This window comes from Nocardia sp. Root136, assembly GCF_001427185.1.
GTDB classification, from domain to species: Bacteria; Actinomycetota; Actinomycetes; order Mycobacteriales; family Mycobacteriaceae; genus Nocardia; species Nocardia salmonicida.
Genome location: NZ_LMFE01000001.1, coordinates 451,286 through 476,639, shown reverse-complemented (window position 1 = coordinate 476,639; position 25,354 = coordinate 451,286). Strand labels below are relative to the sequence as shown.

27 protein-coding genes are annotated in these 25,354 nt (G+C 67.7%); 8 read left to right on the top strand and 19 right to left on the bottom strand.

Annotated elements, in window-relative coordinates; all coding sequences use genetic code 11:
- Window positions 1-29: 29 nt before the first annotated feature.
- From ASD42_RS02370 to ASD42_RS02360, 3 genes are read right to left on the bottom strand one after another with little or no spacing between them, the layout of a single operon-like run.
- Window positions 30-815: a 2-keto-4-pentenoate hydratase gene (locus tag ASD42_RS02370; RefSeq protein WP_056809666.1), complete on the bottom strand. Its 786-nt coding sequence runs from the start codon at window positions 813-815 to the stop codon at window positions 30-32.
- Entirely contained in the window at window positions 809-2,311 is a 1,503-nt protein-coding gene (locus tag ASD42_RS02365; RefSeq protein WP_056809664.1) for an MDR family MFS transporter, read from the bottom strand. Before ASD42_RS02365 ends, ASD42_RS02370 begins: the two co-directional genes overlap by 7 nt.
- A 15-nt stretch (window positions 2,312-2,326) precedes the next feature.
- Window positions 2,327-3,382: a ferredoxin--NADP reductase gene (locus ASD42_RS02360; protein WP_056809662.1), complete on the bottom strand. Its 1,056-nt coding sequence runs from the start codon at window positions 3,380-3,382 to the stop codon at window positions 2,327-2,329.
- Between the two features lie 193 nt (window positions 3,383-3,575).
- Here ASD42_RS02360 and ASD42_RS02350 point away from each other — a divergent pair, with 193 nt between their 5' ends.
- Window positions 3,576-4,373, top strand: a complete 798-nt coding sequence (locus ASD42_RS02350) for a mycofactocin-coupled SDR family oxidoreductase (RefSeq protein WP_056809656.1) — start codon at window positions 3,576-3,578, stop codon at window positions 4,371-4,373.
- A gap of 1 nt (window position 4,374) precedes the next feature.
- Window positions 4,375-5,202, top strand: coding sequence for a mycofactocin-coupled SDR family oxidoreductase (locus ASD42_RS02345; protein WP_056809655.1), 828 nt, complete (start codon window positions 4,375-4,377; stop codon window positions 5,200-5,202).
- A gap of 4 nt (window positions 5,203-5,206) precedes the next feature.
- Here the strand turns inward: ASD42_RS02345 and ASD42_RS02340 are convergent, their stop codons facing one another.
- From ASD42_RS02340 to ASD42_RS02305, 7 genes are all read right to left on the bottom strand, one after another.
- On the bottom strand, window positions 5,207-5,710 hold the full coding sequence (locus ASD42_RS02340; protein ID WP_056809654.1) for a hypothetical protein: 504 nt from the start codon (window positions 5,708-5,710) through the stop codon (window positions 5,207-5,209).
- A 315-nt stretch (window positions 5,711-6,025) separates the two neighbouring features.
- Window positions 6,026-6,895, bottom strand: a complete 870-nt coding sequence (locus ASD42_RS02330; protein WP_056809650.1) for an alpha/beta fold hydrolase — start codon at window positions 6,893-6,895, stop codon at window positions 6,026-6,028.
- Window positions 6,892-7,683 (bottom strand): SDR family NAD(P)-dependent oxidoreductase, encoded by a 792-nt coding sequence (locus ASD42_RS02325; protein WP_056809649.1) that lies wholly within the window; start codon window positions 7,681-7,683, stop codon window positions 6,892-6,894. The genes ASD42_RS02330 and ASD42_RS02325 overlap by 4 nt, the downstream gene beginning before the upstream one ends.
- A 23-nt stretch (window positions 7,684-7,706) precedes the next feature.
- The gene (locus ASD42_RS02320; RefSeq protein ID WP_056809647.1) at window positions 7,707-7,964 is read right to left on the bottom strand and encodes a hypothetical protein; all 258 of its coding nucleotides are present in this window, start codon (window positions 7,962-7,964) and stop codon (window positions 7,707-7,709) included.
- Between the two features lie 11 nt (window positions 7,965-7,975).
- On the bottom strand, window positions 7,976-9,637 hold the full coding sequence (locus tag ASD42_RS02315) for an FAD-binding protein (RefSeq protein ID WP_056809645.1): 1,662 nt from the start codon (window positions 9,635-9,637) through the stop codon (window positions 7,976-7,978).
- Between the two features lie 11 nt (window positions 9,638-9,648).
- Window positions 9,649-10,020, bottom strand: a complete 372-nt coding sequence (locus ASD42_RS02310) for a nuclear transport factor 2 family protein (RefSeq protein WP_056809643.1) — start codon at window positions 10,018-10,020, stop codon at window positions 9,649-9,651.
- Between the two features lie 106 nt (window positions 10,021-10,126).
- A complete protein-coding gene (locus ASD42_RS02305; protein ID WP_056815206.1) occupies window positions 10,127-11,662 on the bottom strand; it encodes an FAD-binding protein in 1,536 nt (511 codons plus the stop codon).
- A 195-nt stretch (window positions 11,663-11,857) separates the two neighbouring features.
- On the opposite strand from ASD42_RS02305, the gene ASD42_RS02300 reads away from it, so the two are divergent.
- Window positions 11,858-13,489 (top strand): flavin-containing monooxygenase, encoded by a 1,632-nt coding sequence (locus tag ASD42_RS02300; RefSeq protein ID WP_056809641.1) that lies wholly within the window; start codon window positions 11,858-11,860, stop codon window positions 13,487-13,489.
- Between the two features lie 47 nt (window positions 13,490-13,536).
- Here ASD42_RS02300 and ASD42_RS02295 read toward each other — a convergent pair whose 3' ends face one another.
- Entirely contained in the window at window positions 13,537-14,043 is a 507-nt protein-coding gene (locus ASD42_RS02295) for a flavin reductase family protein (protein ID WP_056809639.1), read from the bottom strand.
- Between the two features lie 129 nt (window positions 14,044-14,172).
- Between ASD42_RS02295 and ASD42_RS02290 the strand changes: the two genes are divergently transcribed.
- Entirely contained in the window at window positions 14,173-14,868 is a 696-nt protein-coding gene (locus ASD42_RS02290) for a PadR family transcriptional regulator (protein WP_056809637.1), read from the top strand.
- Window positions 14,869-14,888: 20 nt separating this feature from the next.
- Here the strand turns inward: ASD42_RS02290 and ASD42_RS02285 are convergent, their stop codons facing one another.
- Together ASD42_RS02285 and ASD42_RS02280 are read right to left on the bottom strand one after the other, a co-directional pair.
- Window positions 14,889-15,974 carry an NAD(P)H-dependent amine dehydrogenase family protein gene (locus ASD42_RS02285; RefSeq protein WP_056809635.1) on the bottom strand — a complete coding sequence of 362 codons (1,086 nt, stop codon included), beginning with the start codon at window positions 15,972-15,974 and terminating at the stop codon, window positions 14,889-14,891.
- Complete coding sequence (locus ASD42_RS02280) at window positions 15,971-17,005, bottom strand: Rieske 2Fe-2S domain-containing protein (RefSeq protein ID WP_056815203.1); 1,035 nt, start codon at window positions 17,003-17,005, stop codon at window positions 15,971-15,973. Before ASD42_RS02280 ends, ASD42_RS02285 begins: the two co-directional genes overlap by 4 nt.
- A 161-nt stretch (window positions 17,006-17,166) precedes the next feature.
- Here ASD42_RS02280 and ASD42_RS02275 point away from each other — a divergent pair, with 161 nt between their 5' ends.
- Together ASD42_RS02275 and ASD42_RS02270 are read left to right on the top strand one after the other, a co-directional pair.
- Complete coding sequence (locus tag ASD42_RS02275) at window positions 17,167-17,784, top strand: TetR/AcrR family transcriptional regulator (RefSeq protein ID WP_056809633.1); 618 nt, start codon at window positions 17,167-17,169, stop codon at window positions 17,782-17,784.
- A gap of 50 nt (window positions 17,785-17,834) precedes the next feature.
- Window positions 17,835-18,122 carry a putative quinol monooxygenase gene (locus ASD42_RS02270; RefSeq protein ID WP_056809632.1) on the top strand — a complete coding sequence of 96 codons (288 nt, stop codon included), beginning with the start codon at window positions 17,835-17,837 and terminating at the stop codon, window positions 18,120-18,122.
- 30 nt (window positions 18,123-18,152) lie between these two features.
- On the opposite strand, the gene ASD42_RS02265 is transcribed toward ASD42_RS02270, so the two are convergent.
- From ASD42_RS02265 to ASD42_RS02250, 4 genes are all read right to left on the bottom strand, one after another.
- Window positions 18,153-18,512 carry a nuclear transport factor 2 family protein gene (locus ASD42_RS02265; RefSeq protein ID WP_056809629.1) on the bottom strand — a complete coding sequence of 120 codons (360 nt, stop codon included), beginning with the start codon at window positions 18,510-18,512 and terminating at the stop codon, window positions 18,153-18,155.
- Window positions 18,513-18,625: 113 nt separating this feature from the next.
- Entirely contained in the window at window positions 18,626-19,621 is a 996-nt protein-coding gene (locus tag ASD42_RS02260) for an alpha/beta hydrolase (protein WP_084786988.1), read from the bottom strand.
- 158 nt (window positions 19,622-19,779) lie between these two features.
- A complete protein-coding gene (gene kstD / locus ASD42_RS02255; RefSeq protein WP_056809628.1) occupies window positions 19,780-21,498 on the bottom strand; it encodes a 3-oxosteroid 1-dehydrogenase in 1,719 nt (572 codons plus the stop codon).
- 47 nt (window positions 21,499-21,545) lie between these two features.
- Window positions 21,546-22,142 carry a TetR/AcrR family transcriptional regulator gene (locus tag ASD42_RS02250; protein ID WP_056809626.1) on the bottom strand — a complete coding sequence of 199 codons (597 nt, stop codon included), beginning with the start codon at window positions 22,140-22,142 and terminating at the stop codon, window positions 21,546-21,548.
- 223 nt (window positions 22,143-22,365) lie between these two features.
- Here ASD42_RS02250 and ASD42_RS02245 point away from each other — a divergent pair, with 223 nt between their 5' ends.
- On the top strand, window positions 22,366-22,713 hold the full coding sequence (locus ASD42_RS02245; RefSeq protein WP_056809624.1) for a hypothetical protein: 348 nt from the start codon (window positions 22,366-22,368) through the stop codon (window positions 22,711-22,713).
- Entirely contained in the window at window positions 22,706-23,338 is a 633-nt protein-coding gene (locus tag ASD42_RS02240; RefSeq protein WP_056815199.1) for a Dabb family protein, read from the top strand. The genes ASD42_RS02245 and ASD42_RS02240 overlap by 8 nt, the downstream gene beginning before the upstream one ends.
- Window positions 23,339-23,393: 55 nt before the next feature.
- Here the strand turns inward: ASD42_RS02240 and ASD42_RS02235 are convergent, their stop codons facing one another.
- Window positions 23,394-24,251 (bottom strand): IclR family transcriptional regulator, encoded by an 858-nt coding sequence (locus ASD42_RS02235; protein WP_056809622.1) that lies wholly within the window; start codon window positions 24,249-24,251, stop codon window positions 23,394-23,396.
- Between the two features lie 178 nt (window positions 24,252-24,429).
- Entirely contained in the window at window positions 24,430-25,335 is a 906-nt protein-coding gene (gene bphC / locus ASD42_RS02230; protein WP_056809620.1) for a biphenyl-2,3-diol 1,2-dioxygenase, read from the bottom strand.
- Window positions 25,336-25,354 lie beyond the last annotated feature (19 nt).

Here is a 25,354-nt window from a genome sequence, read left to right as displayed (position 1 = left end):
CCGGGCGGGCCGGCGGGGGTGGGGTCGGCTCAGGTGAACGACAAGCGGACAGAGCCGAGTCCGGTGAAGTCGGCGAGGAAATCGTCGCCGGGTCTGGCGTCGATCGCGCGGGTACAGGAGCCGGGCAACACGATGTCACCGGCGGTGAGCCGCACCCCGAAGGTCGCGACCTTGCGGGCCAGCCAGGCGACCGCGATCGTCGGATCGCCGAGGACCGCGTCGCTGCGGCCTTCGGCGACGACCTCACCGTTGCGGGTGAGCACGGCGTCGATCGCGGTGATGTCGATGTCGCCCGGGGCGACTCGCTCCTTGCCGAGAACGAACCCGGCCGAGGACGCGTTGTCGGAAATCGTGTCGGCCAGCCCGATCTTCCAATCGGTGATCCGCGAGTCGATCAGCTCGATCGACGGGGCGTAGGCGACGGTCGCGGCGAGGACATCGGCTTCGGTGCAGTCCTCGCCGGGCAGGTCCGCGCCGAGGATGAACCCGACCTCGACCTCCACCCGGGGAAGCAGGAACGTCGAGGTGTCGACGGGGACGTCCTCGAAGACCTCCATATCGGCGAGCAGGTGACCGTAATCGGGCTCGTCGACGCCCATCATCTGCTGCATCGCCTTCGACGACAGCCCCACCTTGTGCCCGACGACTTTCCCGCCGTCGCCGAGCCTGCGCCGGATATTGAGCAGCTGGACCTCGTACGCGTCCACCACATCGATGCCCGGATACCGGTCGACGATGGGGGACACGGCCACCCGGTCCAGCTCCGCCCGCGCCAGTTCGGCGGCGAGCTCGGCGCGCATGCCGGTTGTCAGCATCCTGGCTCCCTCTTCTCTTCTGGTGATTCCACCCCATGCTCGTGGCCGAGACGGCGCACCGGGGCGGGCTCTCCCGCTGGATGGACAGGAAATTGCGAGGCCCTGCCCGGGATCGCCGCACACGCGGCCACCAGTACGACGGTCATCGCCGCGATGGTCGAGAACACGAGATGTGTTGCGGCCGAAAGTGATTGCGGCGACGGCTCACCCACGTCACCGAGGCGCGCGTTGACGATGGCGCCGAACGCGGCGACCCCCACCGCACTGCCAAGTGACCGCGCGAACAGAGTGGCCGAGGTGACCACGCCGCGTTCGGTCCACTGCGCGCTCGTCTGCGCCGCGATGAGCGTGGGTGTGGCCACCAACCCCATGCCCGCGCCGACCACGAAACACGAGACGGCGACCTGCCACAGCGCCGAGTTCTCGTCGAGGAGCAGCGTCGTCGCCGCGCCGATCGCCGCCACGGTACTACCGAGCACGGCGCAGGTGCGAAAGCCGAAGCGCAGGTACACCTTTCCCGCACGAGCCGCCGCCAAGGGCCAGCCGAGGGTGAGCGCGCCGGTGACGAGCCCCGCGACCAGAGCGCTCGTACCGAGCACGCCCTGATTGAACATCGGCACATAGGTGGTGAACCCGAACAGCAGCGCCCCACCGAGCATGGCCGCGACACAGCTCGCGACCACCACCCGCCGGGTGAACACCCACAACGGCAGAATCGGCTGCGCGGCCCGCGCTTCCACGACCACGAACAGCGCGAGCGACAGCGCGGCGCAACCGAACACCGCGAAGCCGACCGGCGACCCCCACGCCCAGGCGTGCCCACCTTCGAGCAGTCCGAGCACCAGCGCCCCCGCCCCGAGCGTCAACAGCACCGCTCCCGCGTAGTCGATGCGCCGACGACGCCGGGGTACGGACTCGTGGAAGTTGCGGACCAGCATCCACGCGGCGAGCGCGGCCAGCGGCAGGTTGACCAGGAAGATCCACCGCCAGCCGAGGTAGTCGGCGCAGATGCCGCCGAGCAGCGGCCCCGTCACCGACGCCACCGCCCACACCCCGGCCAGATAGCCCTGGACCGTGGCACGTTCGGCCAGCGTGTACAGGTCACCGGCGATGACCATGGTCGTCGGCTGAATAGCGCCGGCGCCGATGCCCTGGACGGCGCGGAACACGATCAGGGCGAGCATGCTGCTCGCCGACCCACACAGTAGGGAGCCGAGCGCGAACACCGCGATGCCGAACAGCATCACCGGCTTGCGACCGAACGTGTCGGCGAGCGCGCCGTAGATCGGCACGGTGACCGCCTGGGCGAGCAGATAGATCGTGAACAGCCACGGGAACAGCGTGAAATCGCCGAGACTGTCGGTGATCGACAGCACCGCGGTCGCCAGGATCGTCGAGTCGAGCGCGACGAGTCCGGTGGCGAGCATCAGCGAGGCCAGCACCGGCCCACGGTCCGAGCCGAATCCGACATCGGATCGCGCGGTATCGGTTGCCACAGCACACCTTTCGCCTCAGAAGCGGATACGGACCTGGTCGGTGCGCGGACGGGCCTGGCAGGCCAGGGCGTAGCCGGCGTCGATGTCCTCCTGATCGAGGATCGCCGCGTTGGTCATGGTCACCTCGCCGTCGACGACGGTGCACGCGCACGAACCGCATTCGCCCTCGCGGCAGGAATAGGGGACATCGAGTCCGTCGGCGAGCATCACGTCGACGAGGGTGCGCGAGCGCGGCCAGCTCAGCGCGTGCACCGTCCCGTCGAGCTCCACCTCCACGCGCGCGGCATCCTCGGCGTCGGTGGGGTCGAGTGGCGTGGGCTCGGCGAAGGGATCACCGGACAGCGAGACGAATACCTCGGTGGTGACGCGCTCGCGCGGCCATCCGGCGCCGGTCAGCGCCTCGGTCACCGCCGACATGAACGGGCCCGGCCCGCACACGAACGACTCGAAGGACGGATACGGCGCGGCGAACTCGGCCAGCTGGGAAGCGGTCGGCAGGCCCTGTAGGGATTCGAGCCAGTGCACCAAGGTGATTCGGCCCGGATATCGCGCGACGAGGTCACGCAGGGCATCAGCGAAGATGACCGATTCCTGGTCGCGATTGGCGTAGAACAGCACCACCCGGCCCGCGCCCTGCGCCAGGGCCGAGCGCAGGATCGACATCACCGGTGTGATGCCGCTGCCCGCCGCCCACAACAGCAGATCGGTGTCGAGGGAGGCCGGCGTGAAGGTTCCTTGCGGTGGCAGCACGTCGAGGGTGTCGCCGACAGAGATGTTGTCGCACAACCAGTTCGAGCCGTAACCGCCGGGCGTGCGTTTGACCGTGACCTGCGGCGGATCGCCCGTGAACGGCGAACTCGCCAGCGAGTAGCAGCGCGCCACCGCCTCGGTCCGCTCGCTCGGGATACGCAGCGTGAGGAACTGGCCAGGCCGATAGGCGAAGCGGTCGGCGACCGCATCGGGCACATCGAACACCAGCGAGCGGGCGTCCTCGGTCTCCTCGATCACCGCTGACACCCGCAGCGTCACAACCCGCGAGCCACGCGGAACGTCGACAGTCGCCCTCGTCACTGGTGTCCTCCTCGATCACAGAACCGGCGTTGCGGAGCAACCGTCGCAGGCCCGACGACATTGCGGAGCCCATGGCTCCCGGTAGCCGGGAGATCGCCGCGCACAGCCCGCTGACCGGGAAGACCAGGGCGGACACGGTGGCCGACGACCCTAGCGTCGGGCTCGTGGACACCAGATATTCCGGGGGCGCCCGATGAACCGCATGCAGAACACCGTCGCGCTGGTCACCGGCGCGGCCGGGGGAATGGGGCGCGCCCATTGCCGTCGGCTGGCCGAGGAAGGCGCCGACATCATCGCCCTCGACATCGAGGCCGCCGCGGACGAATTAGCCCAGACAGCACGGGAAGTCGAGTCGGTGGGCCGCCTGTGCGTCACCGGCGTCGCCGACGTGCGCGATCAGGCGCAGCTCGATGTGGCCGTCGCCGACGGCGTCGCCGCACTGGGCCGCCTCGACGTGATCGTGGCCAACGCCGGCATCTACACCGACCTCGGCCTGTCCTGGGAACTGTCGGACCAGGCCTGGCAGCGCACCATCGACATCAACCTCACCGGCATGTGGCACACCGTGCGGGCGGCCGTTCCGGCTCTGACCGACGGCGGCTCGGTCGTGATCGTGAGCTCCACCAACGGCATCGTCGGCGCGGCCGCGGCCGCGCACTACTCGGCGAGCAAGCACGCCGTGGTCGGCCTCGCCCGCACACTGGCCAATGAACTCGGCCCGCGCGGGATCCGGGTGAACACGGTGCATCCAGGCTCGGTCGCGACGCCGATGATCCTCAATGCCGCCGTGTACGCCAAACTGCGCCCCGACCTGCCGAATCCGACCCGCGAGGACGCGGCGGAGGCGCTCGCCCGCCGCACGATTCTGCCCGTTCCGTGGGTGGATCCGGTCGACATCAGCAATGCCGTGCTCTTCCTCGCATCCGACGAGTCCCGTTACGTGACGGGAATCCAACTCGTGGTGGATGCCGGACTTACTCAGAAGGTGTGACATGGGACGGGTTTCGGGCAAGATCGCGCTGATCACCGGCGCCGCGCGCGGCATCGGCCGCGCACAGGCGATCCGGCTGGCCGAGGAAGGCGCCGACATCGTCGCCGTCGATATCTGCGGGCCGGTCGAGACCGTGGTGTCGCCGGGAGCGACCCACGACGACCTCGCCGAGACCGTGCGCGCGGTCGAGGCGACCGGCGCGCGGATCGTCGCCGCGACCGTCGACGTCCGCGACGGCGCGGCGCTGCGGGCCGCGGTCGACGCCGCGACCGAGCAGCTGGGTGGCCTCGACATCGTCTGCGCCACCGCCGGAATCAGTTCCAGCGGCGGCGCACTGGAACTGACCGAACAGCAGTGGCAGACGATGATCGACGTCAACCTGACCGGCGTGTGGCAGACGTGCAAGGCCGCCACCCCGCACCTGATCGCGCGCGGCGGCGGCGCGATGGTCCTGACAAGCTCTATCGCCGGGCTTCGCGGCTTGGTCGGCGTCGCGCACTACACCGCCGCCAAACACGGGGTGGTGGGACTGATGCGTTCGCTGGCGAAAGAGCTGGCCCCGCACCATGTCCGGGTGAACTCGGTGCATCCGACCAATGTCGACACCCCGATGATCCAGAACGACATGGTGCGCAAGGTGTTCCGGCCCGACCGGGACAACCCCACCCGCGAGGAATTCGCCGAGGCGGCCGTGACGATGAACATGCTGCCCATCCCGTGGGTCGACCCGGTCGACATCGCCAATGCCGCCCTGTTCCTGGCCTCGGACGAGGGCCGCTATATCACCGCGGTGACGTTGCCCATCGACGCGGGCAGCACCCAGCGCTAGCGCACTAGCAACGTTCGTACTGACGCGCGAAGGGCTCCGACTCCGGGGCGACCTCGCGCTCGGATGCCGGGCAGCCGCCGACGAGGACGGCGAGTCTGGGGCCATCGCGCGTCACGATCGTGTAATCGACGACTGCGCCGGGTCGGGCCAGGTAACGAAGGTGCCGGTCGGCGAGTTGCGTTGCCTGCGCGGTGCTGAGTTTCTCACCGACGGGCGGGAATACCGTGACGTCCAGGGTGCGGCCCGCTGCGTCGGGCGGGTCGAGCACCGACACCTCGGTGAGAAACGGCCGCCAGTCCCCGGAAAAGGAGTCTGTCATCCGGTGGATCTTGAACATGGTCGAGTCGCCTCGGTAGTGCGGCGGCAGTAGCTGAGCACCCATGGCGCGCACGACAGACGCGGTCTCGGCTGGTGTGACGCCGTCCTCGCGCCGCACGTCGAGTCGGGATGTGTAGTAGGAGTTGTGGCCGTACGGGTGGTACTGGAACGCATGTGACGCGTCGGTCACTCCAGGAAGGGCCTCGATGGCCGTCTCGATCACCCGGGACCAGCGGTCACTTCGGGCGGGGCATGGACGTGGAAGCGAACGCGGCATACACCTGGACCCGAGTGTCAGCGGCCGATACCGGTGCGGAGATTCGCTCGGCCTGATCGGGCCCTTGCGGAAAGAGCGAACATCCAGTGAGCAGGACTGCCGCCATCATCGACACGATGGTGGGCACGGTGAAGCGCATGACAGTTCATCCTGCCAGCAGTCGGCTGGGGTCAGCCGTGAAGACTGAAATGCGCGGGCTGCCAATGGCGGCCCGCGCATTGTGCTGGTTCAGTGTGCGGTGTCCTTGCGGGTGAGGAAAGCCAGTACGGCCGACTCGAATTCGTTCTTGCGTTCGATCATCGCCCAGTGCCCGCAATTCGGGAACACGTGCAGTTCGGCGCGCGGGATCGTGCGCATCGGGATCAGCGCCATATCGAGGGGGCTCACCCGGTCGTCACGGCCCCAGGTGATCAGCGTGGGCGCCTGCACCTTGTGCAGCATCGCCCACGGTGGTGGGGCGTCGGAGGCTTCCATGGCGCGGACCATCATCGCGAACGCGGCCTTGCTGTACATCCGGCGGGCGCTGTCGAGGGTCGCGGGATCGGTGGCCTGGGTCCAGCGCTGCTCGATCAATTCCTCGGTGACCATCGCCGGGTCGTAGACCATCGAGTGCAGCCACTGGACCAACCGCTCGCGGGTGGGTTCCTCGGTGAACTCCTGCAGCAGCTTGATGCCCTCGCCGGGGCCGGGGCTGAAGAGGTTACGGCCGATGCCGCCGATCGTCACCAGCTTGCCGACCCGCTCCGGATGGGCGATGGCGTAGTTGAGCGCCACGCCGCCGCCCATCGAGTTGCCGATGATGTCGACGCTGTCCAGGCCGAGCGCGTCGACGAACCGGACCACCGCGTCGAGCGCGGTGACCATCGGATGGCCGCCGAAGTCGTCGCTCACCCCGAAGCCGGGGAATTCCAGGACGAGACAACGGAATCGGTCCGCGAAGGTGGCGAGATTGGCGCCGAAGTTGCGCCACCCGGTGACGCCGGGCCCCGATCCGTGCAGGAGCAGCAGCGGTGGGCCTTCGCCCGCCTCGTGGTAGCGCAGGACACCCGCGTCGGTGGTGATCTCGCGCAGCGTGCCCTCGTAGCTCAGGTCGGTCACGCGTGGGTCCCGCCGTCGATGCGGATCTCGGTGCCGGTGATGAAGGCGCCGTCCTCGGAGACGAGCATCGCGATCACGCCCGCCACCGCCGTCGGGTCACCCATGCCCGCGCCGCCGGACTCGCGGTCGGTCGGCAGGACGGGAGACAGCTTGGAGAACAGTGCCCAGTCGGAGTCGGCGGGCACGTATCCCGGAGTGGCGTCGGTGATTCCGGACTTGATGCTGCCGGGCGCGACGCAGACCGCGCGCAGGCCCTTGCCGCCGTACTCGAGGGCGATGGCGTGGGTGAAGGACTGGATGCCGCCCTTGCTCGCCGCGTAGGCCGCCATGTACGGGTGCGCGAACGCGGCCGAGGTGGAGCTGAAGTTCACCACCGTCGCACGCGGGTTGGCCAGCAGCGCGGGCAGCGCCTCGCGGACCACCAGGAAGGTGCCGGTGAGGTTCACCCGGATGATCAGGTTCCACAGGTCGAGGGAGGTCTGTTCGGTGTGCGAGGCGCGCAGGATGCCCGCCGCGTTCACCAGCGAATCCAGTCCGCCGAGGTTCTCCACTGAGGCGCGCACGCCCTCGACCACCGACTGTTCGTCGCCGATATCGATCACCAGGGTGGTGAGCCGATCCGCGGTGCCGCGCTCGGCAGCCTGTGCGCTGGTCGCGGCGAGGCCGTCGGCCGACACGTCGGCGGCGACCACCGTGGCGCCCTCGTCGAGCAGCCGCAGCGCGGTGGCCTGGCCGATGCCCGATGCGGCGCCGGTGACCAGCGTCCGGTGGTTGTCGAGTCTGTTCATGGGGTTCTCTCCTGGTCTGGGTGTCAGCCGAGTCGGCCGGGAACCGGTTCGTGGCGGAGCTGATCGGTCGCCAGCGCGCCTGCGCGGACGGCGTCCTCGATGGAATCGCGCAGGGCGGGGCAGGTGGGGATCCAACTGCTGTGTTCACCGAGCGCCGCGCGCCGAGCGAACTCGGGGCACGCGGACTCGGCGTCGTCGAGCCACTGGATGCTGGTGTGGCTCGGACTGAACTTCTCGGCGAGCACCTTGTTGCCGCAGGAAGCGCATTCGACGGGTTCCATTCTCGCCCGCCTCATCGCTCGCCGGCGGCATGACGCGCGCCGATATAGCCGAACACCATGGCCGGACCGATCGTCGCTCCCGCACCGGCGTAGTCGTTGCCCATCACCGCGGCGGAGGTGTTGCCCGCGGCGTAGAGGCCAGCAATGGGCGAGCCGTCGGCGCGCAGCACCTGGGCGTCGGCGTTGTAGACCAGTCCGCCCTTGGTGCCGAGGTCGCCGATCCGCACCCGCAGCGCGTAGTACGGACCCTTGTCCAGCACATCGAGCGCGGGCGTGGCCAGGGTCGGGTCGCCGTAGTAGTTGTCGTAGGCGCTCACCCCGCGACCGAAGTCCGCGTCGTGCCCGTCGCGGGCGAAACCGTTGAAGCGCCCGACGGTGTCGCGCAGACTGTCGACGGGAACGCCGATCGCCGCGGCCAGTCCCTCGATGTCGGGCGCGGTCTGCATCAGGCCGCTCGTCAGCCAGGAGGACGGGAACTTCTGGCCGGGCACGATACCGCCGATGGGGTAGCGGCTCTTGGCTTTCGCGTCGAAGATCAGCCAGGCCGGATCGTGGCCGCCCTTCAGCTGGGCATGCACGAACGTCACATACGGCGACGCCTCGTTGGTGAACCGCTTACCCGTGTTGTCGACGATGATCGAGCGCGGGATGGAGCGCTCCGACACCAGCACCTGATTGATGCCGTCCGGCCGCTGGAACGAGGGCATCCACCAGGCGTCGTCCATGAGATCGACTGCCGCGCCGACCTGCTCGCCCGCGATGATGCCGTCGCCGGTATTGTCCGTCGACGCCGCGCTGAAATTGTCGCGCCCGCCCTCGGGCAGGTGGTCCTTGCGCATGGTCTGGTTGTACTCGAAACCGCCGGTGGCCAGCAGCACGCCGTCGCGCGCTCTGATCCGGATCTCGCGGCCGTCGCGCTCGGCGAGCACGCCGAGCACCGCGCCCGTGTCGTCGGTGATCAGCGAACGCAACGGGGTGTCGAGCCACAGCGGCACTCCCGCATCGCGTACCGCCAGCCGCAGCCGGGCGATCAGTGCCCGGCCGAGCGTGTCCATGTGCCTGCGCAACACGATCGCCTTGATCGCCCGCAGGCCGGTCAGCAGCGCCGTCCAGCGCGCCCGCCAGGTGCGGGTCACCATATTGAGCTGGACGAAGTCCTTGGAGGTGATGAACAGTCCGGGCGGCGTCGCGAGCGCGGCCGGACGCAGGAGATCCTCGTCCGCGCCGAGCTGTTTGAGATCGACCGGCAGCGGCTCGATGGACCGGCCCGCGGGCCGTCCGCCGGGTGCTTCGGGGTGATAGTCGGAATAGCCGGCGCACCACTGGAATCGCAGGTGCGGGCTGGTCTCGAGGAAGGCCAGCATGCGCGGGCCCTCGTCGATGAACGCGTCGAGGTTCGTCGTCGGCACCCGGTCGCCGACGACGGCGTCGAGATAGGCGCGCACGTCGGCGCGGGAATCGCCGAGGCCCTCGCGCAGCAGCGTCGGGTTGTTGGGCACCCAGATGCCGCCGCCCGAGAGCGCGGTGCTGCCGCCGTAGACCGAGGCCTTCTCGATGACCAGGGTGTCCAGGTCGCGATCGGCGGCGGCGAGCGCGGCGGTGAGCCCGCCCGCGCCGCTGCCGACGACGAGGAAACCGACCTCGTGATCCCAGTGTTGTTCGGTCGCAGTCATGTCCGCCTCGCTCAGCCGACGACCATGTCGTCCTGGGACCAGAACGCGCGCATGCTCACGATGCGGGCGTCCTCGTCGAAGGTCATGACATCGATCGGGTCGAGGGTGAAGGTCTGCTCGCCGAACTTGGTGACCACCCGGAAGCTGAACGCGGCGCTGTCGCCCGCGACGCGGAGGGTGAACAGTTCGGTCGAACGCTCGAGCGGCTCGATGTTCTCGTAGAACTTCGTGATCGCCGCGTGCCCGATATGCGGCTCGGTGCCGACCGGGTCCTCCACCGTCGCGTCCTCGCGGTAGAGGGCGACGACGTCGGCGGCCGTACCGCTGCCGACGGCCTCCACATACTTGCGCACCGTCGCGCGAATGTCGTCCGCTGAAGCCATCGTGTCGCTCCTGAAATGTCGAAAGGGATGAGTCTGTGAACCGAACCACATGCGGTGGCCCGGATGCCCCGGTCTCTCCCGACCAGCGGGAGAGACCGGGAATAGGTCATTCGCCGAGGATGTGCCGAACGGCGAGGTGGCTGAACAGCATGGACGCGCCGATCGGATTGCCGCCGCCGGGGTAGACCTCGCCGCTCACCGCGGCCATGGTGTTGCCCGCGGCGTACAGGCCGGGAATCGGTTCGCCGTCGCGGCCGAGTACCCGCGCCGCGCTGTCGGTGCGCAGACCGCCCTTGGTGCCCAGATCGGAGATGCCGAACGCCGCCGCGTGGTACGGGCCCTTCTCGATGGTCACCAGCGGCGGTTCGCCGTTGGTGAAGGCCCGGTCGTAGGCCTCGTCACCCCGCCCGAAATCGGGATCGACGCCGGTGGGGACCATCGCGTTGAACCGCTCGACGGTGGCCTCCAGGTTCGCCGCGGGCACGCCGATCTTCGCGGCGAGCTCGGCGAGGGTGTCGGCGGTGTGCCACAGCCCCGCCTCGACGTACTTCTCGGTCTCGACCATGGAGACGTTGGTGGCCTTGATCGGGGGCACCTCGCCTTCTTTGTCGTCGTAGATCATCCAGAACGGCAGGGTCAGCCCGCGCTCGCGCATCTGCCGGATGACATCGCGCCCGAGCCGGTCATACGGAGCGGACTCGTTGACGAAGCGATGGCCGTCCTGGTCGACGAAGATGCCGCCGGTGAACCACAGCGCGAACGCCGAACGCCCGTCGGGATGGGTCAGCCCGGGCGACCACCACGCCTGATCCATCAGATCGGTATCGGCGCCCGCCGCGATGCCCGCCTGGTGCGCCCTGCCCTGATTTCCCCAGGGCCCCATCGTGTCCCGTGCCCGGCCCGGCACGCCGTAGTGCTCGCGCAGTGCCTCGTTCTGCTCGAATCCACCCGCCGCGAGAATCACGCCGCGCCGCGCGCGGATCGCGATTCTGGCACCGTCGCGTTCGACGATCGCGCCGGTCACCACCCCGTCCTCGACCACCAGTTCCACCAGCGGCGAATCCAGGTGCAGCCGCGCGTGCGGGTAGCTCGAGATCGCACGCAGCATCCGCCCGATCAGCGCCTGCCCGCCGATCAGCAGGTCCTGCGGGGGAGCGCCGAGCCGGTCGGCGTCGAGCGTTCCGCGCAACGATTCGCGCAGCGGACCCATCTCCGCGGCAGGCAGCGGCGTCGGCATGATGTGGCGCTGACCGTCGAGCCGGGCCTTGGGAGCCTTCCCGAAGTAGTCCGGCCACGGCAGCACCATGAACGCGAAATGGTCGTCGGCTTCGAGGTATTCGATGAGATCGCGACCCCGCCGGACGTAGGTCTGCTGCAACTCGTCCGGGGTGCGGTCGCCGACCACGGCGCGGTAATACGTCAGCGCGTCGTCGATGGTGTCGTCGGTGCCCGCCCGCTCGAGCACCGGGTTGCAGGGAAACCACACTCCGCCGCCGCCCGAGTACGCCGTCGTGCCGCCGAACTTGTCGGTCGCCTCGACCACCGCGACGCTGAGTCCCTCGCGGGCCGCAGTGTAGGCGCCGGCCAGGCCACCGCCCGACCCCGCGACCAGCACATCGACCTCGTCGTTCCAGTCCACCACTGTTTCCTCCTGGTACCACCTCGAATTGCGCTCGACGGTAGGCCCGCCGCCGGTGGCCGTGGGGCCGATCTCCCGATCACCGGGAGGGCATCGATCCGCGAATGTGCCGGTCAGCGGGAAGGGGACCTGCTCGAACGGTGCGCGCGTCCTTAGCGTCGCCGCAGAGAAACCGGTCTCCATCGAAAGGTAGGCACTGTGAACCCCGAGACCCCATCGGCACCAGCGAAAGGCCCGACCGACGTCGACGTGGTCGTCGTCGGTGCGGGCATCGCCGGCCTCTACGCGCTGCACCGCTTCCGCGGCAGCGGCCTCACCGTGCGGGTGTTCGAAGCCGGTGACGGCGTGGGCGGCGTCTGGTACTGGAACCGCTATCCGGGCGCGCGCTGCGATGTCGAGAGCGTCGACTACTCGTACTCCTTCGACGACGCCCTGCAACAGGAATGGAACTGGAGCGAGAAATACGCCACCCAGCCCGAGATCCTTTCCTACCTCGAGCACGTCGCCGATCGCTACGACCTGCGTCGCGACATCGAATTCGGTACCCGTGTCACCGATATCGTGCTCGACGAGCAGACCCTGCGCTGGCAGGTCGCCACCGACACCGGCCGCGCGGTCTCGGCCCGGTTCGTCGTGCTGGCCACCGGCCCGCTGTCGAACGCGAACACCCCGGCCATCGACGGACTCGACACCTTCGCCGGGCAGATCCTGCACACCTCGCACTGGCCGCACGAGGGGGTCGACCTCACCGGCCGCCGGGTCGGCGTGATCGGTACCGGATCCTCCGGCATCCAGACGATCCCGTGCGTGGCCGAGCAGGCACAGCGGTTGCACGTGTTCCAGCGCACCGCCAATTACAGTGTGCCCGCTGGTAATACGCCGCTGACCGAGCAGGATCGAGCGGCGCAGAAGGCGAACTATCCCGAGCGCAGGCGGCTGTCGATGGCCAGCGGCGGCGGTTCGCCGCATCAGGCGCATCCGGATTCCGCGGTCGCGGTGACCGATCGGGAACGGCGCGAGGCCTACGAGAAGCGCTGGGCGCTGGGCGGTGTGCTGTTCAGCAAGACCTTCCCCGACCAGCTCACCACCCTCGCCGCCAACGACACCGCGCGGGAATTCTGGGAGGAGAAGGTGCGGGCCGTGATCGAGGACCCGCGTGTCGCCGATCTGCTCGTTCCGCACGACCACCCCATCGGCACCAAGCGGATCTGCACCGATACGAACTACTACCAGACCTTCAACCGCGACAATGTCGAGCTGGTCGACCTGAAGGCCACGCCGATCACCCGGATCGACGCCGCGGGCGTGCACACCACCGACGCGCACTACCCGCTCGACACCCTGGTGCTAGCGACCGGATTCGACGCGATGACCGGGTCGGTATCGCGGATGAACATCGTCGGCCGGGGTGGCGAGACACTCAACCAGGCGTGGCGGGAAGGGCCGAAAACCTATCTGGGACTGGGGATGACGGGCTTTCCGAACCTGTTCAACCTCACCGGGCCCGGCAGCCCGTCGGTGCTGGCCAATATGGTGCTGCACTCGGAACTGCACGTCGACTGGGTGGCCGAGGCCATCGGCTTCCTCGACGGCAGGGGGGCGGTGGCGCTCGAGGCACGCCGGGACGCGGTGTCGGAGTGGGTGCTCGAATGCGTCGACCGGGCCGCGGGAACGCTGATGACACAGGCGAATTCGTGGTATCTGGGCGCGAATATCGAGGGCAGGCCGCGGGTTTTCATGCCGTTCGTCGGCGGCTTCGGCGTCTACGGGAAGATCATCGCCGAGGTCGCGGCCGCCGGGTACAAGGGTTTCGACGTCATCGAGGCGTGACACACGACGACGGGGTGGTCCGCATGGACCACCCCGTCGTCGTCGGATCAGGACGCGAAGCCGCCGAACCCGCCCTTGTAGAACAGCAGTGGCTCGGCGCCCTCGGTGGCCCGCAGGTCACCGATGCGGGCGAGCACCACGGTGTGGTCGCCCGCATCGTGCTCGAGCTCGACGGTCACCTCGATCTGGGCCAGCGCCCCGGCCAGCGCGGGCGCGCCGTTGCCGGCCCTGTCCCACTCGACACCGGCGAACTTGTCGGCGCCGCTCACCGCGAACTGGCGACACAGCGCGCTCTGGTCCTGCGCCAGGATGTTGATGCACAGGGCGCCCGCCTCGCGCAGCAGCGGCCAGCTGGTCGAACTCTTGGCCGGGCAGAACGACACGTACGGCGGGTCCAGCGACACCGATACCACCGACTGACAGGTGAAGCCGAGCGGTCGCGTGCCGTCGTGGGCGGCGATCACCGCGACGCCGGTCGCGAAGTGACCGAGCACTCTGCGTAGGTCCGCGGGGGCCGGGATACCTGCGTCGACGACGACGTTGTCCGCATTCATAGGGGTCCTTCCGAACGGAATTCGATGTTTCCCAGAATCCGGGAAGATCGGGGCGCGGCTCAAGACGGCCTCCCGGTCAGCGGTTGTTGACGGGTGAATTCCGACAATGCCGGTTGCTAGCATTCAGCAATGGCTACCCCTGACCCCGATACCGGCGTGCCGAATCTGCCGCCGACCAGCTGGGCGGTGCTCGCCATGCTCTCGTACGAGGAGGAGATCTCCGGCTACGACCTGAAGAAATGGGCCGATTGGAGCCTGCGCTACATCTATTGGACCCCGTCCTACAGCCAGATCTATGCCGAGCTGAAGAAGCTCGAGCAGCACGGCTTCGCGAGTTCGCGCCTCGACCCCGACAACACCATGCGCGCCAGGCGGCTCTACCAGATCACCGCGGAGGGTCGGGCCGCGGTGACCACGTGGTGGAACAAGGCGCCCGTCGATCCGTCGGTGCTCAAACACCACGTGCTGCTGCGCGTCATGTTCGGCCATCTCGGGTCCCCGGATCGGCTCAAGCAGATCCTGCACGACCATATCGCCGATGTCGACAAACTCGCGCAACGCGCCGCGATCGATGCCGAGGCCGCGAAATCCGAACCGGGCTGGGCTTATTCGCAGCTGGTACTGCAATGGGCGCAGCGCCATTACGCGACCGAACGCGACCTCGCCCAGCAGTTGATCGATGACATCGACAACGCGGCCACCACATTGGCGGACGCCGAACACGACGACCGCGCCGAATACCCCCATCCGACGCCGGGACGTTGGCGCGAGATCGAGCAGCGTGTGCGCGCGGAAGAACTCGAGCAGCACGACCCGGCAGACTAGGCCGTGTTTCCAGTCCTGGCTCAGATCTTGAAGCGTCCCGCGAAGGCTCGCAAGGGAAGGTCCGCGCTGGTGATGATTCCGGCGGGCGCCGCGACCACCGAGGTGATGGCGTTGAGTGCGGGCAGCCCGGTCACGGTCATGCCGATCGAGGCGAAGTTGCTCGGATCCGACAGGTCGAACCCTTTGCGAGGAAAGATCATGTGCTTGCTGTAGATGTTGGGATCGCCGGTCACCTCAGTGATGTAGCAGCCCTTGATATTCCACGCCGGATCGGTGTGCGGGGTCATTTGCCATTCGAGATGTGATTCCACCCGCGCGACTCCGTCGACCATGCCCTGGTACTTGATGTAGTTGGCGCCCAATGACCCTTTCGGCAGGAAGTACCAGCCGAGATCGACGTCCTCGGTGCAGGCGCCGAGTTCGTACCCGAACCGCACTTCATCGAGTGCGAGGCCGAAGGCATCGGCCATCAGGTAGACGGCGTCGGCGAAGACCGCGGTGTATTTGTGCAGCGATTCCCCGATGGTGGGATCGTCGATCGGGCGCCCGTACCCGACGGCCTTCCAGGTGTCGACCGAGTGGTGACACGAGACGTCGACCGATTCGGTGACGGTGATGTTCTCGATCTCGGAAACATCGGCGGTATGCACGATTCCGAGGATCTGACTCAGTCCCGGATTCATGCCGGTGCCGTAGAAGGTGGCATTGCCGCGCTCGCACGCGGCCGCGATCACCTCGCTGACCTTCCTGCCGGACGGGTGCGGATGGTTGGTGTCGCGGTGGAAGCCGGTGATCCAGTCCGCGGTGGTCACCACATCGATGCCTGCCTCGAGGACTTTCTCGTAGAGGTCCTCGTCGGGAAATACGCCGTGAAAGGTGAGCACGTCGGGTCGTGCGGCGATGATCTGCTCCACCGAGTCGGTGGCGGTTACTCCGATCGGACCGATTCCGACGATCTCCCCGGCGTCGCGTCCGATCTTGTCGGGCGAATAGCAATGCAGTCCGACCAGTTCGAGATCGGGATGCTGTTGGATGCGGCCGATCATCTCGGTGCCGAGATTGCCGGTCGCCACTTGGAATACACGGACTCTGCCGGAGGTGCTCATGATGTGAATCCTTGTGTCGCGGGTCGCTGGTCGAGAGCTGTGGCTGCGCCGTTGTCGGGATAGAACTGGGCGGCCCACGCGCGCAACGCGGTGAACCCGTCGAATTCCTTGCGCGACAACGCTGGTGGGTCGGAATAGCGCTGATGAGCCCAAATGTGGATATCGGCGGCGAACTGCTCGATCACGTAGGCGGCCATCGTCTTGCCGTAGGCGCTGATCTCGGAGCTGTCGTCGCCGGGTTCGCGTCCGATCCAGACGGTGAAGCGGACGTCGCAGGTGGCATCGTCGACCGGTGTCACCGCGGGCATGGTGCGGTTGTCGACCATGCCCCAACTCTTGGTGACCGTGCAGCCAAGGCCCGCGTTGATCGATTCGACTCCGCTGTTGACGTCGTTCTCGGCGATGCCGGCGTCGAAGGCGATGGTGAAGTCCACGAACGACACCGGCCCGGAGAAGTCGTGGCGAGTGAAATTCGGGACGAACGGTGTTTTGTGCACGAACGTGAAGTGGGCGAAGTCGACACCGTTCTCCAGCACGTACTGCGGATGGAGTTCCAGCTGCGGCCGATAGAGCGTCGCGACGGGTACCGGCTGGTAGTAGTCCCGGGCGGTCTTGTCGTCGTCGAAGTCCGCGAAGATGTCGGGCACCTCGAAATAGGGGGCCCGGCCCTGGGTGTCGTACCAGATCCACACCGCCTCGTTGCGTTCCACCACCGGATAGCTGCGGATGCGACGACCCTTGTTCGGATGGCTCTCGTACGGGATGCAGACATTGCGCCCTTCGCGGTTCCATTCCCAGCCGTGGAACGGGCACACCAGATTCTCGCCCTCGACATGCCCGCCGTAGCCGAGGTGGGCGCCCAGATGCTCGCAATAGGCGTCGAATACCGCGATCCGGCCGGAAGTCGAACGCCAGGCGACCATTTCGCGCCCGAAATACTTCATCCGGTGGACGGCGCCTGCGGTGATCTCGGCGCACCACGCCACTTGGAACCAGCCTGTCGGCTCCATGGGCAGGGGTGTTTTGGCCATCGGAATCCTCCAGAGGCACCCGGTGCGTGCCGACGCGGTCATGGGCTGTTCGGTGTGATGCCGACCACAGAACGAAATTAGAATAGAACCCTCTATCAAAAAATACAAGAGGGTTCGGTGAAACTGGAACGGGCAGCTCGGAGCGGCTAGAGTCGAGCCTCGTGACAGAACCGGCGATCGGTGGGCGACGCGCGAACAGGCGTGGTATCGAATCGCGAGACAGCATGATCAAGGCGGCTATCGCGTCGTTGGCGACCGGCGATCCCGCGGCGGTATCGGGCAACCGCATCGCTCGCGATATCGGTGCCACCTGGGGTGTGGTCAAGTACCAGTTCGGTGATATCGACGGCCTGTGGGCCGCGGTGCTGCGCTACACCGCCGACAAGCGCGGCGACCTACCCGCGAATCTGCGGCCGGACGGGACATTGCACGACCGCGTCGCTGCCCTTGTCGACGCCATGGCCGTCGGCCTGCGCACGCCGGAATCACTGGCCATCGAGACGTTGCGCGCCGCGCTACCGCGCGAGCAGGCCGAACTCGAACGCGAGTTCCCGCTCACCGCCGCGGAATTGTCGTCGTGGAAACCGAACTGGGACGATGCGTGTCACCGTGCGTTCGCGGATCTGGGGGTCGACCCGGTCAGGGTGCGGCAGGTGGCCGCGCTGATCCCCGCCGCGATGCGCGGCATCACCTCCGAACGCACGCTCGGCACCTACGGCAACCTCGAGGATGCCCTCGCCGGACTCACCGGCAGCATCGTGGCCTACCTACAGACCTGAGCCAGGCGCGCCCGATCGCGGGTAGCGTCGCACCGAAAAGGAGAGAAATCATGATCGCAGTCATCGCCGAGGTCACCGTCAAAGCCGGTGCGGGTGCGGAGTTCGAAGCCGTCGTCGCCGATCTCATCGAACAGATCAAGGCCAATGAGCCGGGCAATCTGACCTACCAATTGGTGCGTTCGCGCACCGATGCCGAGCACTACCGGTTCTTCGAACTGTATGCCGACGACGCCGCTGTCGAAGCCCACGGCCGGTCGGACCATTTCCGCGCGGCGGGCAAGTTGATGGCTCCCTTGCTGGCGGGTGCGCCGAAGATCGAGTACTTCACCGCGGTCTGAACCCGAACCGCCGCGCCGACGACAGGACCATCAATCCGTCGTGCTGGCGTGTGCCGCGATAATCCGCCAGCCATGCGTATCGTCGTGCAACCAGGAACGGGTGTAACGCATCCTGGCTCCGAAAGGCTCGCCGTTGACGGTCCCCTCGACGGTCCCGAGAAACCAGGTCACCCCGGCACGTCCGTCGGTGAGTACGCTCAACTCTTCCTCGACCAAGGCCGTCATCACCTGCGTCCGGGTGCGGTGAAGCTCGAGGTCATCGGTCTTGGTGTAGGTGTCCGCGCCGAAGGTGAAGATCAACCGGTCATCCAGCAGATGATCCAGCGCCTGCACATCACCAGCAAGTTGTGCTGCCTGCAACCGGCGCTCAGCGTCGCGTAGGTTCTCCATGCGCCTCACCCTGCCAGCCGATGTCGTACTCGCGCCACGATGTTCGCGCTCGGCTGAGACCGTGGCGACCGGCGCGCGAAGTGGCCTCGAAGAATTTCGGGGGTCGGCCGAGGCTAGTGGTTTCGCTCGCCCCGGCCATCGGCGGATCCCGGGAGGTCGAGCACCTCGCGCACCATGGCCCAGATCTCTTTGCGCGCGGACACGGTGGCGGCCAGCGACGGGATGCTGAGGAATCCGTGGAACAGCCCGTTGTAGCGGCGATGCCGGACCGCGACACCGTCGGTCGCTAAGCGCTGGGCGTAGGCGTCGCCTGAGGCGCAGGGTGGGTCGAGTTCAGCGGTGATCACGACGGCGGGCGGTAGACCGGCGAGTGAGTCGGCCCTGGTCGGCACGAGGCGAACGTCGTCGGTACCGTCCGGGGCGTAGTTCTGCCAGTACCACCGCATCGCGCTGGTCGTGTTGTAGTGGCCGGTGCCGAAACGCCGGTAGGACTCGGTCTCGAGATCGTCGTCGATCACCGGATAGATCAGGATCTGCGCCGCGAGCCGCGGACCGCCGCCGTCTCTGGCGGCGATGGCCACGGTGGCCGCGAGATTGCCGCCCGCGCTGTCACCGGCCAGCGCGATCCGCGACGGATCGCCGCCGTAGGCGCCGGCGTTCTCCGCGGCCCACCGCAGCGCCGCGAACATGTCGTCGTGCGCCGCGGGGCCGGGATGCTCCGGTGCGAGCCGGTAGTCGACCGAGATCACCAGCGCGCCGACACCGGCCGCCATCGAGCGGCAGAACTCGTCGTGGCTGTCGAGATCGCAGAACACGAAGCCGCCGCCGTGGGCGAACACGATCACCGGCAGGGCCCCACCATCGTGATGGGGACGGAACACGCGCAGCGGCAGCGGGCCGCCGGGTCCGTCGATCGTGAGGTCGCGTGCTTGGCGCATCTCGGGAAGTCGTTGCAGCGGAGCGCGTCTGGCGCGGATCGCGGCGCGCACATCGGCCGCGGCCATCGTGGCGACATCGGGGAATCCGGCGTCGAGCGTGGCGAGCATGGCCGCGACCTCCGGATCGGGAACCGCACCCGGCCCGGTGGTCGGGAAAGTTCGCACAGTCACTGGTCCTCCTGGTCTTCGGCGACGCGATCGGCGGTCGAGCACGTCGTCGGCCTCACCGTAGGACCGGTCCGGCGCGATCCGAACCGCGTTCTCCCACTGGGCGGAAACACCAGGTCGATGCCCGTCGACTCGGTCGACCGATTGTCGTCGCGGATGCGTCACTTGTTGTTCGGATTTGCGATGGTCGGTGCGCGGTGACCGGTAGTGGCGATGTGGTGGGCGGCGAGGTAGGCGAAGACGATCGCGGGTCCGATGGTGGCGCCGGGTCCGGCATAGGTGTGGCCCATGACCGGTGTCGCGGTGTTGCCCGCGGCGTAGAGGCCTTCGATGACGGTGTGGTCGGCGCGCAGGACTCGGCTGTGTGTGTCGGTGACCAGGCCGCCTTTCGTACCGAGGTCGCCGGGCACCAGACGGGCGGCGTAATAGGGGCCGGTGGCCAAGGCGCCGAGGTTGGGATTGGGATGTTGACGGGGGTCGCCGTAGTAACGGTCGTAGGCGCTGTCGCCTCGACCGAAGTCCTCGTCGACACCGGTGCGGGCGAAGGTGTTGAACCGGTTCACCGTGCCGGTGAGTCGCTCGGCGGGCACGCCGATCTTGTCGGCGAGTTCGCCGATGGTGGCGGCGCGGGCGAGCACACCGGCATCGAACCAACGCCGGGGCAGGGGTTGCCGCGGGGGAAGACCTGCGAACAGGTAGCGGTTGCGGTAGCGCTGGTCGAAGATCAGCCAAGCGGGCAGGTTTTCCGCCGGACCGTCGCCCTGTCCGTGTACTCCGCCGTACATGCGGTGTACGGCATCGACATAGGGCAATGATTCATTCATGAACCGTTGGCCGCGGTCGTTGACGATGAGGCTGCCGGGCAGATTCCGTTCAGCCAGGCAGAACCACGGTTGACGAGGTAACGGGATCGATGGTCCCCACCAGGAGTCGTTCATGAATCCGGTCGCCGCGCCCACAGTGGCACCGGCAGCGATACCGTCGCCGGTGTTGGCGGCGGCGCCGACGGTCCACTCCGAGCCGATGGGTGCGCGCTGATGTAGTTGACGGAGAGCAGAATTGCGTTCGAAGCCGCCACACGCCAAGATCACCCCGGCTCGCGCGGTGATGCGGTGTTCACGGCCGCTACGGCGCACGATCGCGCCGGTGACTCGGTCATCGGCGCGGATCAACTCGAGAAGCGGGGTGTCGAGCAGCAGCGGGACCCCGGCGTCGAGCATCCCTGTCCGCAACATGGCGCTCAACGCCTGGCCGCGAGCGAGTAGGTGACGGCCTCGGACGCGAGCGGTGAGCCAGCGGGCGGCGATTCGGATCGCGTGCCAGGGCGCACGGGGATTGCGCAACCCGAGGTGGATCTGACGGAAGTCGGCCTGGGTGAGCACGAAATTGCGGGGGGCCTTGGAGTAATCGGGTTCGAGGGTGGCCAACTCCGCACCAAGCACTCGGGCGTCGAAGGGGGAAGGTTCTATGGAACGCCCGTGGCTGCGACCACCTTCGGCCTCGGGGTAGTAGTCGCTGTAACCGGGCACCCACCGCATCCGCAGCGGGCTGTGGGCAGTGAGGAAGTCGAATACCTGCGGCCCGTGGTCGATGTAGGCGTCGATCTTGTCCTTGTCGACTGCTGGGCCGATGATGTCGGTCAGATAGGTGCGCGCGGCCTCGAGGTCGTCATCAGGTGCTTCCCGGCGCAGAACGGTATTGCCCGGAATCCAGACGCCACCTCCGGACCTGGCGGTGGATCCGCCCCAGTGGGTGGCCTTTTCGACGACGAGTACTGAAAGCCCCTGGTGGGCGGCGGTGATCGCGGCGGTCATCCCGGCGGCGCCGGAGCCGACCACCAGTACGTCGACGGTGTCGGTATCGCTGTGTTCTGGGTGCATGGCTGGTGTGGATTCCTATCTGTGAAATACATTGGGAGCCAGGGAGATCAAGCCTCGGCGCTACGCCATCGAGGGCCATGAACTGCGGTCAGCGCGGATTCCATACACATCGGCAGCGACGTCGCCGGGTCTTGTGCGTCGCGTAGCCATTGCAGGAGACCGAACTCCGCGGCCGCGAGCATCAGATGCACCAACAGTCCCGGCGTGGGATCGGCCTCGGGATCGCGTGACATCCGGTTGGCGACGAGTTCGACCAACCGGACCCGATGATCGGGCGGGACCAACGTGACCCGCTCCAGCAGGTGCGGTGCTGTCGTGAACGCCGCTCGCCACTGATCGAGCTCTTCGACCGCCATGGACGTCGAGCGCGCCAGGATCGCCCCGGCCAACGCGATATCGGCCGGCTCGTCTCCGGGCCGGGCCTCTAACAGGCCGGCGATACCGGCACCTCCTTCCCGCACCGGTTCGAGCAGCAGATCCTCCTTGCTCCGCACATGCCGGAAATACGTACTCGGCGAAACCCCCGCCTCCGCCGCGATCTGCTCGGTGGTCACCGCCTCGAACCCCGACCGTGCGAACAACCCGTAGGCCGCCCGCTGAATATCGTCGCGAACCCGACGACGTTGCCGATCGCGCAATGACACCGCCCACCACCCTTCGAGAACCGTGCGACAACTATCCGCCGCATCATTGGTGAAAGTATCACTCGATATGACAGTCACTGTCAACATGGTTCTTGGTGTCAATTAGTTGGGCACGAATACGCCCTAACGAGCCTCGGGTTCGAGCGACCGGCCCATGGCCACGTTCTCCCACTGGGCGGAAACACCAGGTCGATGCCCGTCGGCGGCTGCCTACGGTCGGCGGATGGAAGCCACGAAGGTCTACGTGATCGACACCGTAGTGACGAAGCCGGGCCGCGCCAGAGAATTCGTCGACGCCTATCTGCGTGACTACGCGCCGGGCGCGCGGGAACGCGGCATGGTGCTGGAGCGGATCGTGGTGAGTCCGCCGGTGTGGTTCCCGGACGAGTCGAACACGGTCATCGCGAGTTGGGTGCTCGAGGGTGCTCAGGGCTGGTGGGCGATGACCTGGCAGGGGCGTCCCGACGAGTCGGTGCGGCAGTGGTGGGCCGCGGCGGCGGACTTGATCGTCGAACGGACTCGCGCCACCGGTGCGCTCGCCGCCGATGTCGACAGGCTCGGCGATGTTTGAGGTGACGCGGCTGGTGCATCTCTCGCCCGACGTCGCCTCCTGCGCACGTGACCGGTTGATGACCGGGCTGCGTGGAATCGCCGCTCCGGTGGCGCGCCGCGTGTTGGTCCAACCCACGTTGCCGGGAGTCCGCAACGGCGGTGATGTCCTGGTGCACTTGCGCTTCGACGAGTCCGCCGACTGGACGGGGACCACTGCCGAGGTGGACGCGTTGCTGAGCGAGAGCCCGGTGGCCCACGTCGACGGCGTCGAATATCAAGGCGGCACAACGGGTATCGCCGAACCGGATGCCACCGGATCGGTGTACCGGGTCCTGCTGCTACGCGTCGCGCCGGGCACACCGCGCACGACGATCGAGCGCTTCGAAGCGGACCTGCTGCGGATGCCCCGCTATCTCCCGAGCATCCGGTCCTGGCAGTTGAGTCGGGTCACGCGCGGTACCGGATCCTCGCCGTGGACGCATGTCTGGGAACAGGAGTTCATCGACCTGGACGGTCTCACCGGTCCCTATCTGATGCATCCCGTCCACTGGGCACACGTCGACCGATGGTTCGATCCCGAATGTCCCGAAGTGATTGTCCGCGACCGTATCTGCCACAGCTTCTGCGTGAACAGTCCGGCCTGACCCCTCGCGCCGGTCGCCGCCCGAATCCGGGCCGGCGACTCGGCGAGGTGATGGATCAGGCTGTGCGCGGACCACGCTGATCCGCGTACGGACGTGCCGCCGGGCCCACCCCGAGCGGGCGGGGATGCTGCTGCAGCGTCGGATGCACCCGCACCCGGCCGTCGTCGACGTGGCGCCAGATATTGAGCGCGGTCGTGCGCACCGGCGCGCTGAGACGGTGATCGAACAGCATCCGATCCAGCGGCCCGCACACCGACACCGCCGCCACGGCGGCCTCGCCGAGATCGCCGATGGGCGCCGCGATACAGCCGAAGCCCGGCAGTGATTCCTCGCGTTCGACGGCGATTCCGTGCGCGCGCACCTTGTCCAGCTCGGTGTCGAGCTGGGCCTTGGTGGTGATCGAGTAGCGCGTGCGCGCGCCGGCCTGGCCTGCGAGGGCGTCGGCGACGCGGCGCTCGTCGGAGTAGGCCAGGATCGCTTTGCCGACCGCGGTGCAGGCGGCGGGGCGCCTGCCGCCGACCCGGGTGGGCACCACTGCCGACAGTTCGCCGCCGACCTTGTCGAGGTAGACGACGTCGGGGCCGTCCAGCACGGCCAGGTGCACGACGAACCCGGTGACCCGGTGCAACTCGTGCAGGAACGGCATCGCCGCACGGTGCAGACGGTCCTGGTGCACCGCCAGCGAGCCGAGCTCCATCAGCCGGATGCCGAGCTCGTAGTCGCGCCCTTCACGACGTAGCCAGCGCAGCTGCACCAGCCGGTCGAGCATGCGATGCGCCGAGGACCGGGGTAGACCGGTGCGCCGGACGATCTGGGCGAGGGTGAGCCTGCCCGGGCCGTCGAAGGCGTCGAGCAGCAGGGACGCGCGATCGAGGATCGCGCTCGGGGTGGTGGCCTCGGCCTGGATGACCATGAGCTCTCCATTCGGATCTACGAGCTGATGCCCACTCGCATATTTCGATTAGGCATATACCTATTCATACCATCCGTTGTGGTCGTTGTCACATGATTCGGCAGGTCCATATCAAGACGACGGCCCCCGGTCCGAGCGATGAGCTCGGGCCGGGGGCCGTCGTGGGTCGGGCGCGGGGTTACATGGCCGCGAGCGGCTCGCTTCCGGACCAGTCGTGGCCCCAGTAGCTGTCGGCGGTGATCTCCTCTGCGCTGTAGGAGGTCTCGTCGACCCGCATGCCTTCGGTGCCGAACTCGATGTCCCAGCCGCCGGGCGCGCGGACGTAGAACGAGACCATCTTGTCGTTGGTGTGCCTGCCCAGCGTGGACGACACCGAGAAGCCGTCCTTGGTCACCCGGTCCAGCGCCTGACCGACAGCGTCGAGGCTGTCGACCTCCACCATGATGTGCACCAGGCCGGGCGCGCCGCCGTGCGGAGCCGGGCACAGCGCCAGGCTGTGATGGCGTTCGTTGACGCCGAGGAACCGCACCCGCATCGGGCCGTACTCCGGCGGCGCCGGGATCCGGAAGGCGCCACGCGGCAGGAACCCGAGCACGTCGGTGTAGAAATCGAACGCGCCGTTGGGGTCCATCGTCGGCAGCACGACATGGCCGAGGCCCTGTGCGCCGGTGACGAATTTCGCGCCGAACGGCGTCACCACCGGACTGTGGTCGAGCACCGCGCCGTGGAACACCTCGAGGGTGGCGCCGGTCGGGTCCTGGAAGGTGATGACCTCCTCGACCCGGCGCGCGTCGGCCTCCTCGACCGACAGCGGTTTCACCGCGATCCCCGCCGCCGTCACGGCTTCCTGCACGCGGAGCAGGGCCGCGTGGTCGCGCACTTCCCAGCCGATCGTCACGATGGCGTCGCTGTCACCGGGCACGATCGTGATCCGCGCCGCGCGCTCGTCCATGCGCAGATACAGCGCGTTCTCGTCGGGCCCGCTGCCCTGCGCGAAGCCGAGCACCTCGAACGCGAACTTGCGCCAGCGGTCCATGTCGGCGGTCTGGATCTTGACGTAGCCGAGGCCTTTGATGTCTGTCATTTCCGTTGTCCTTCTCGGT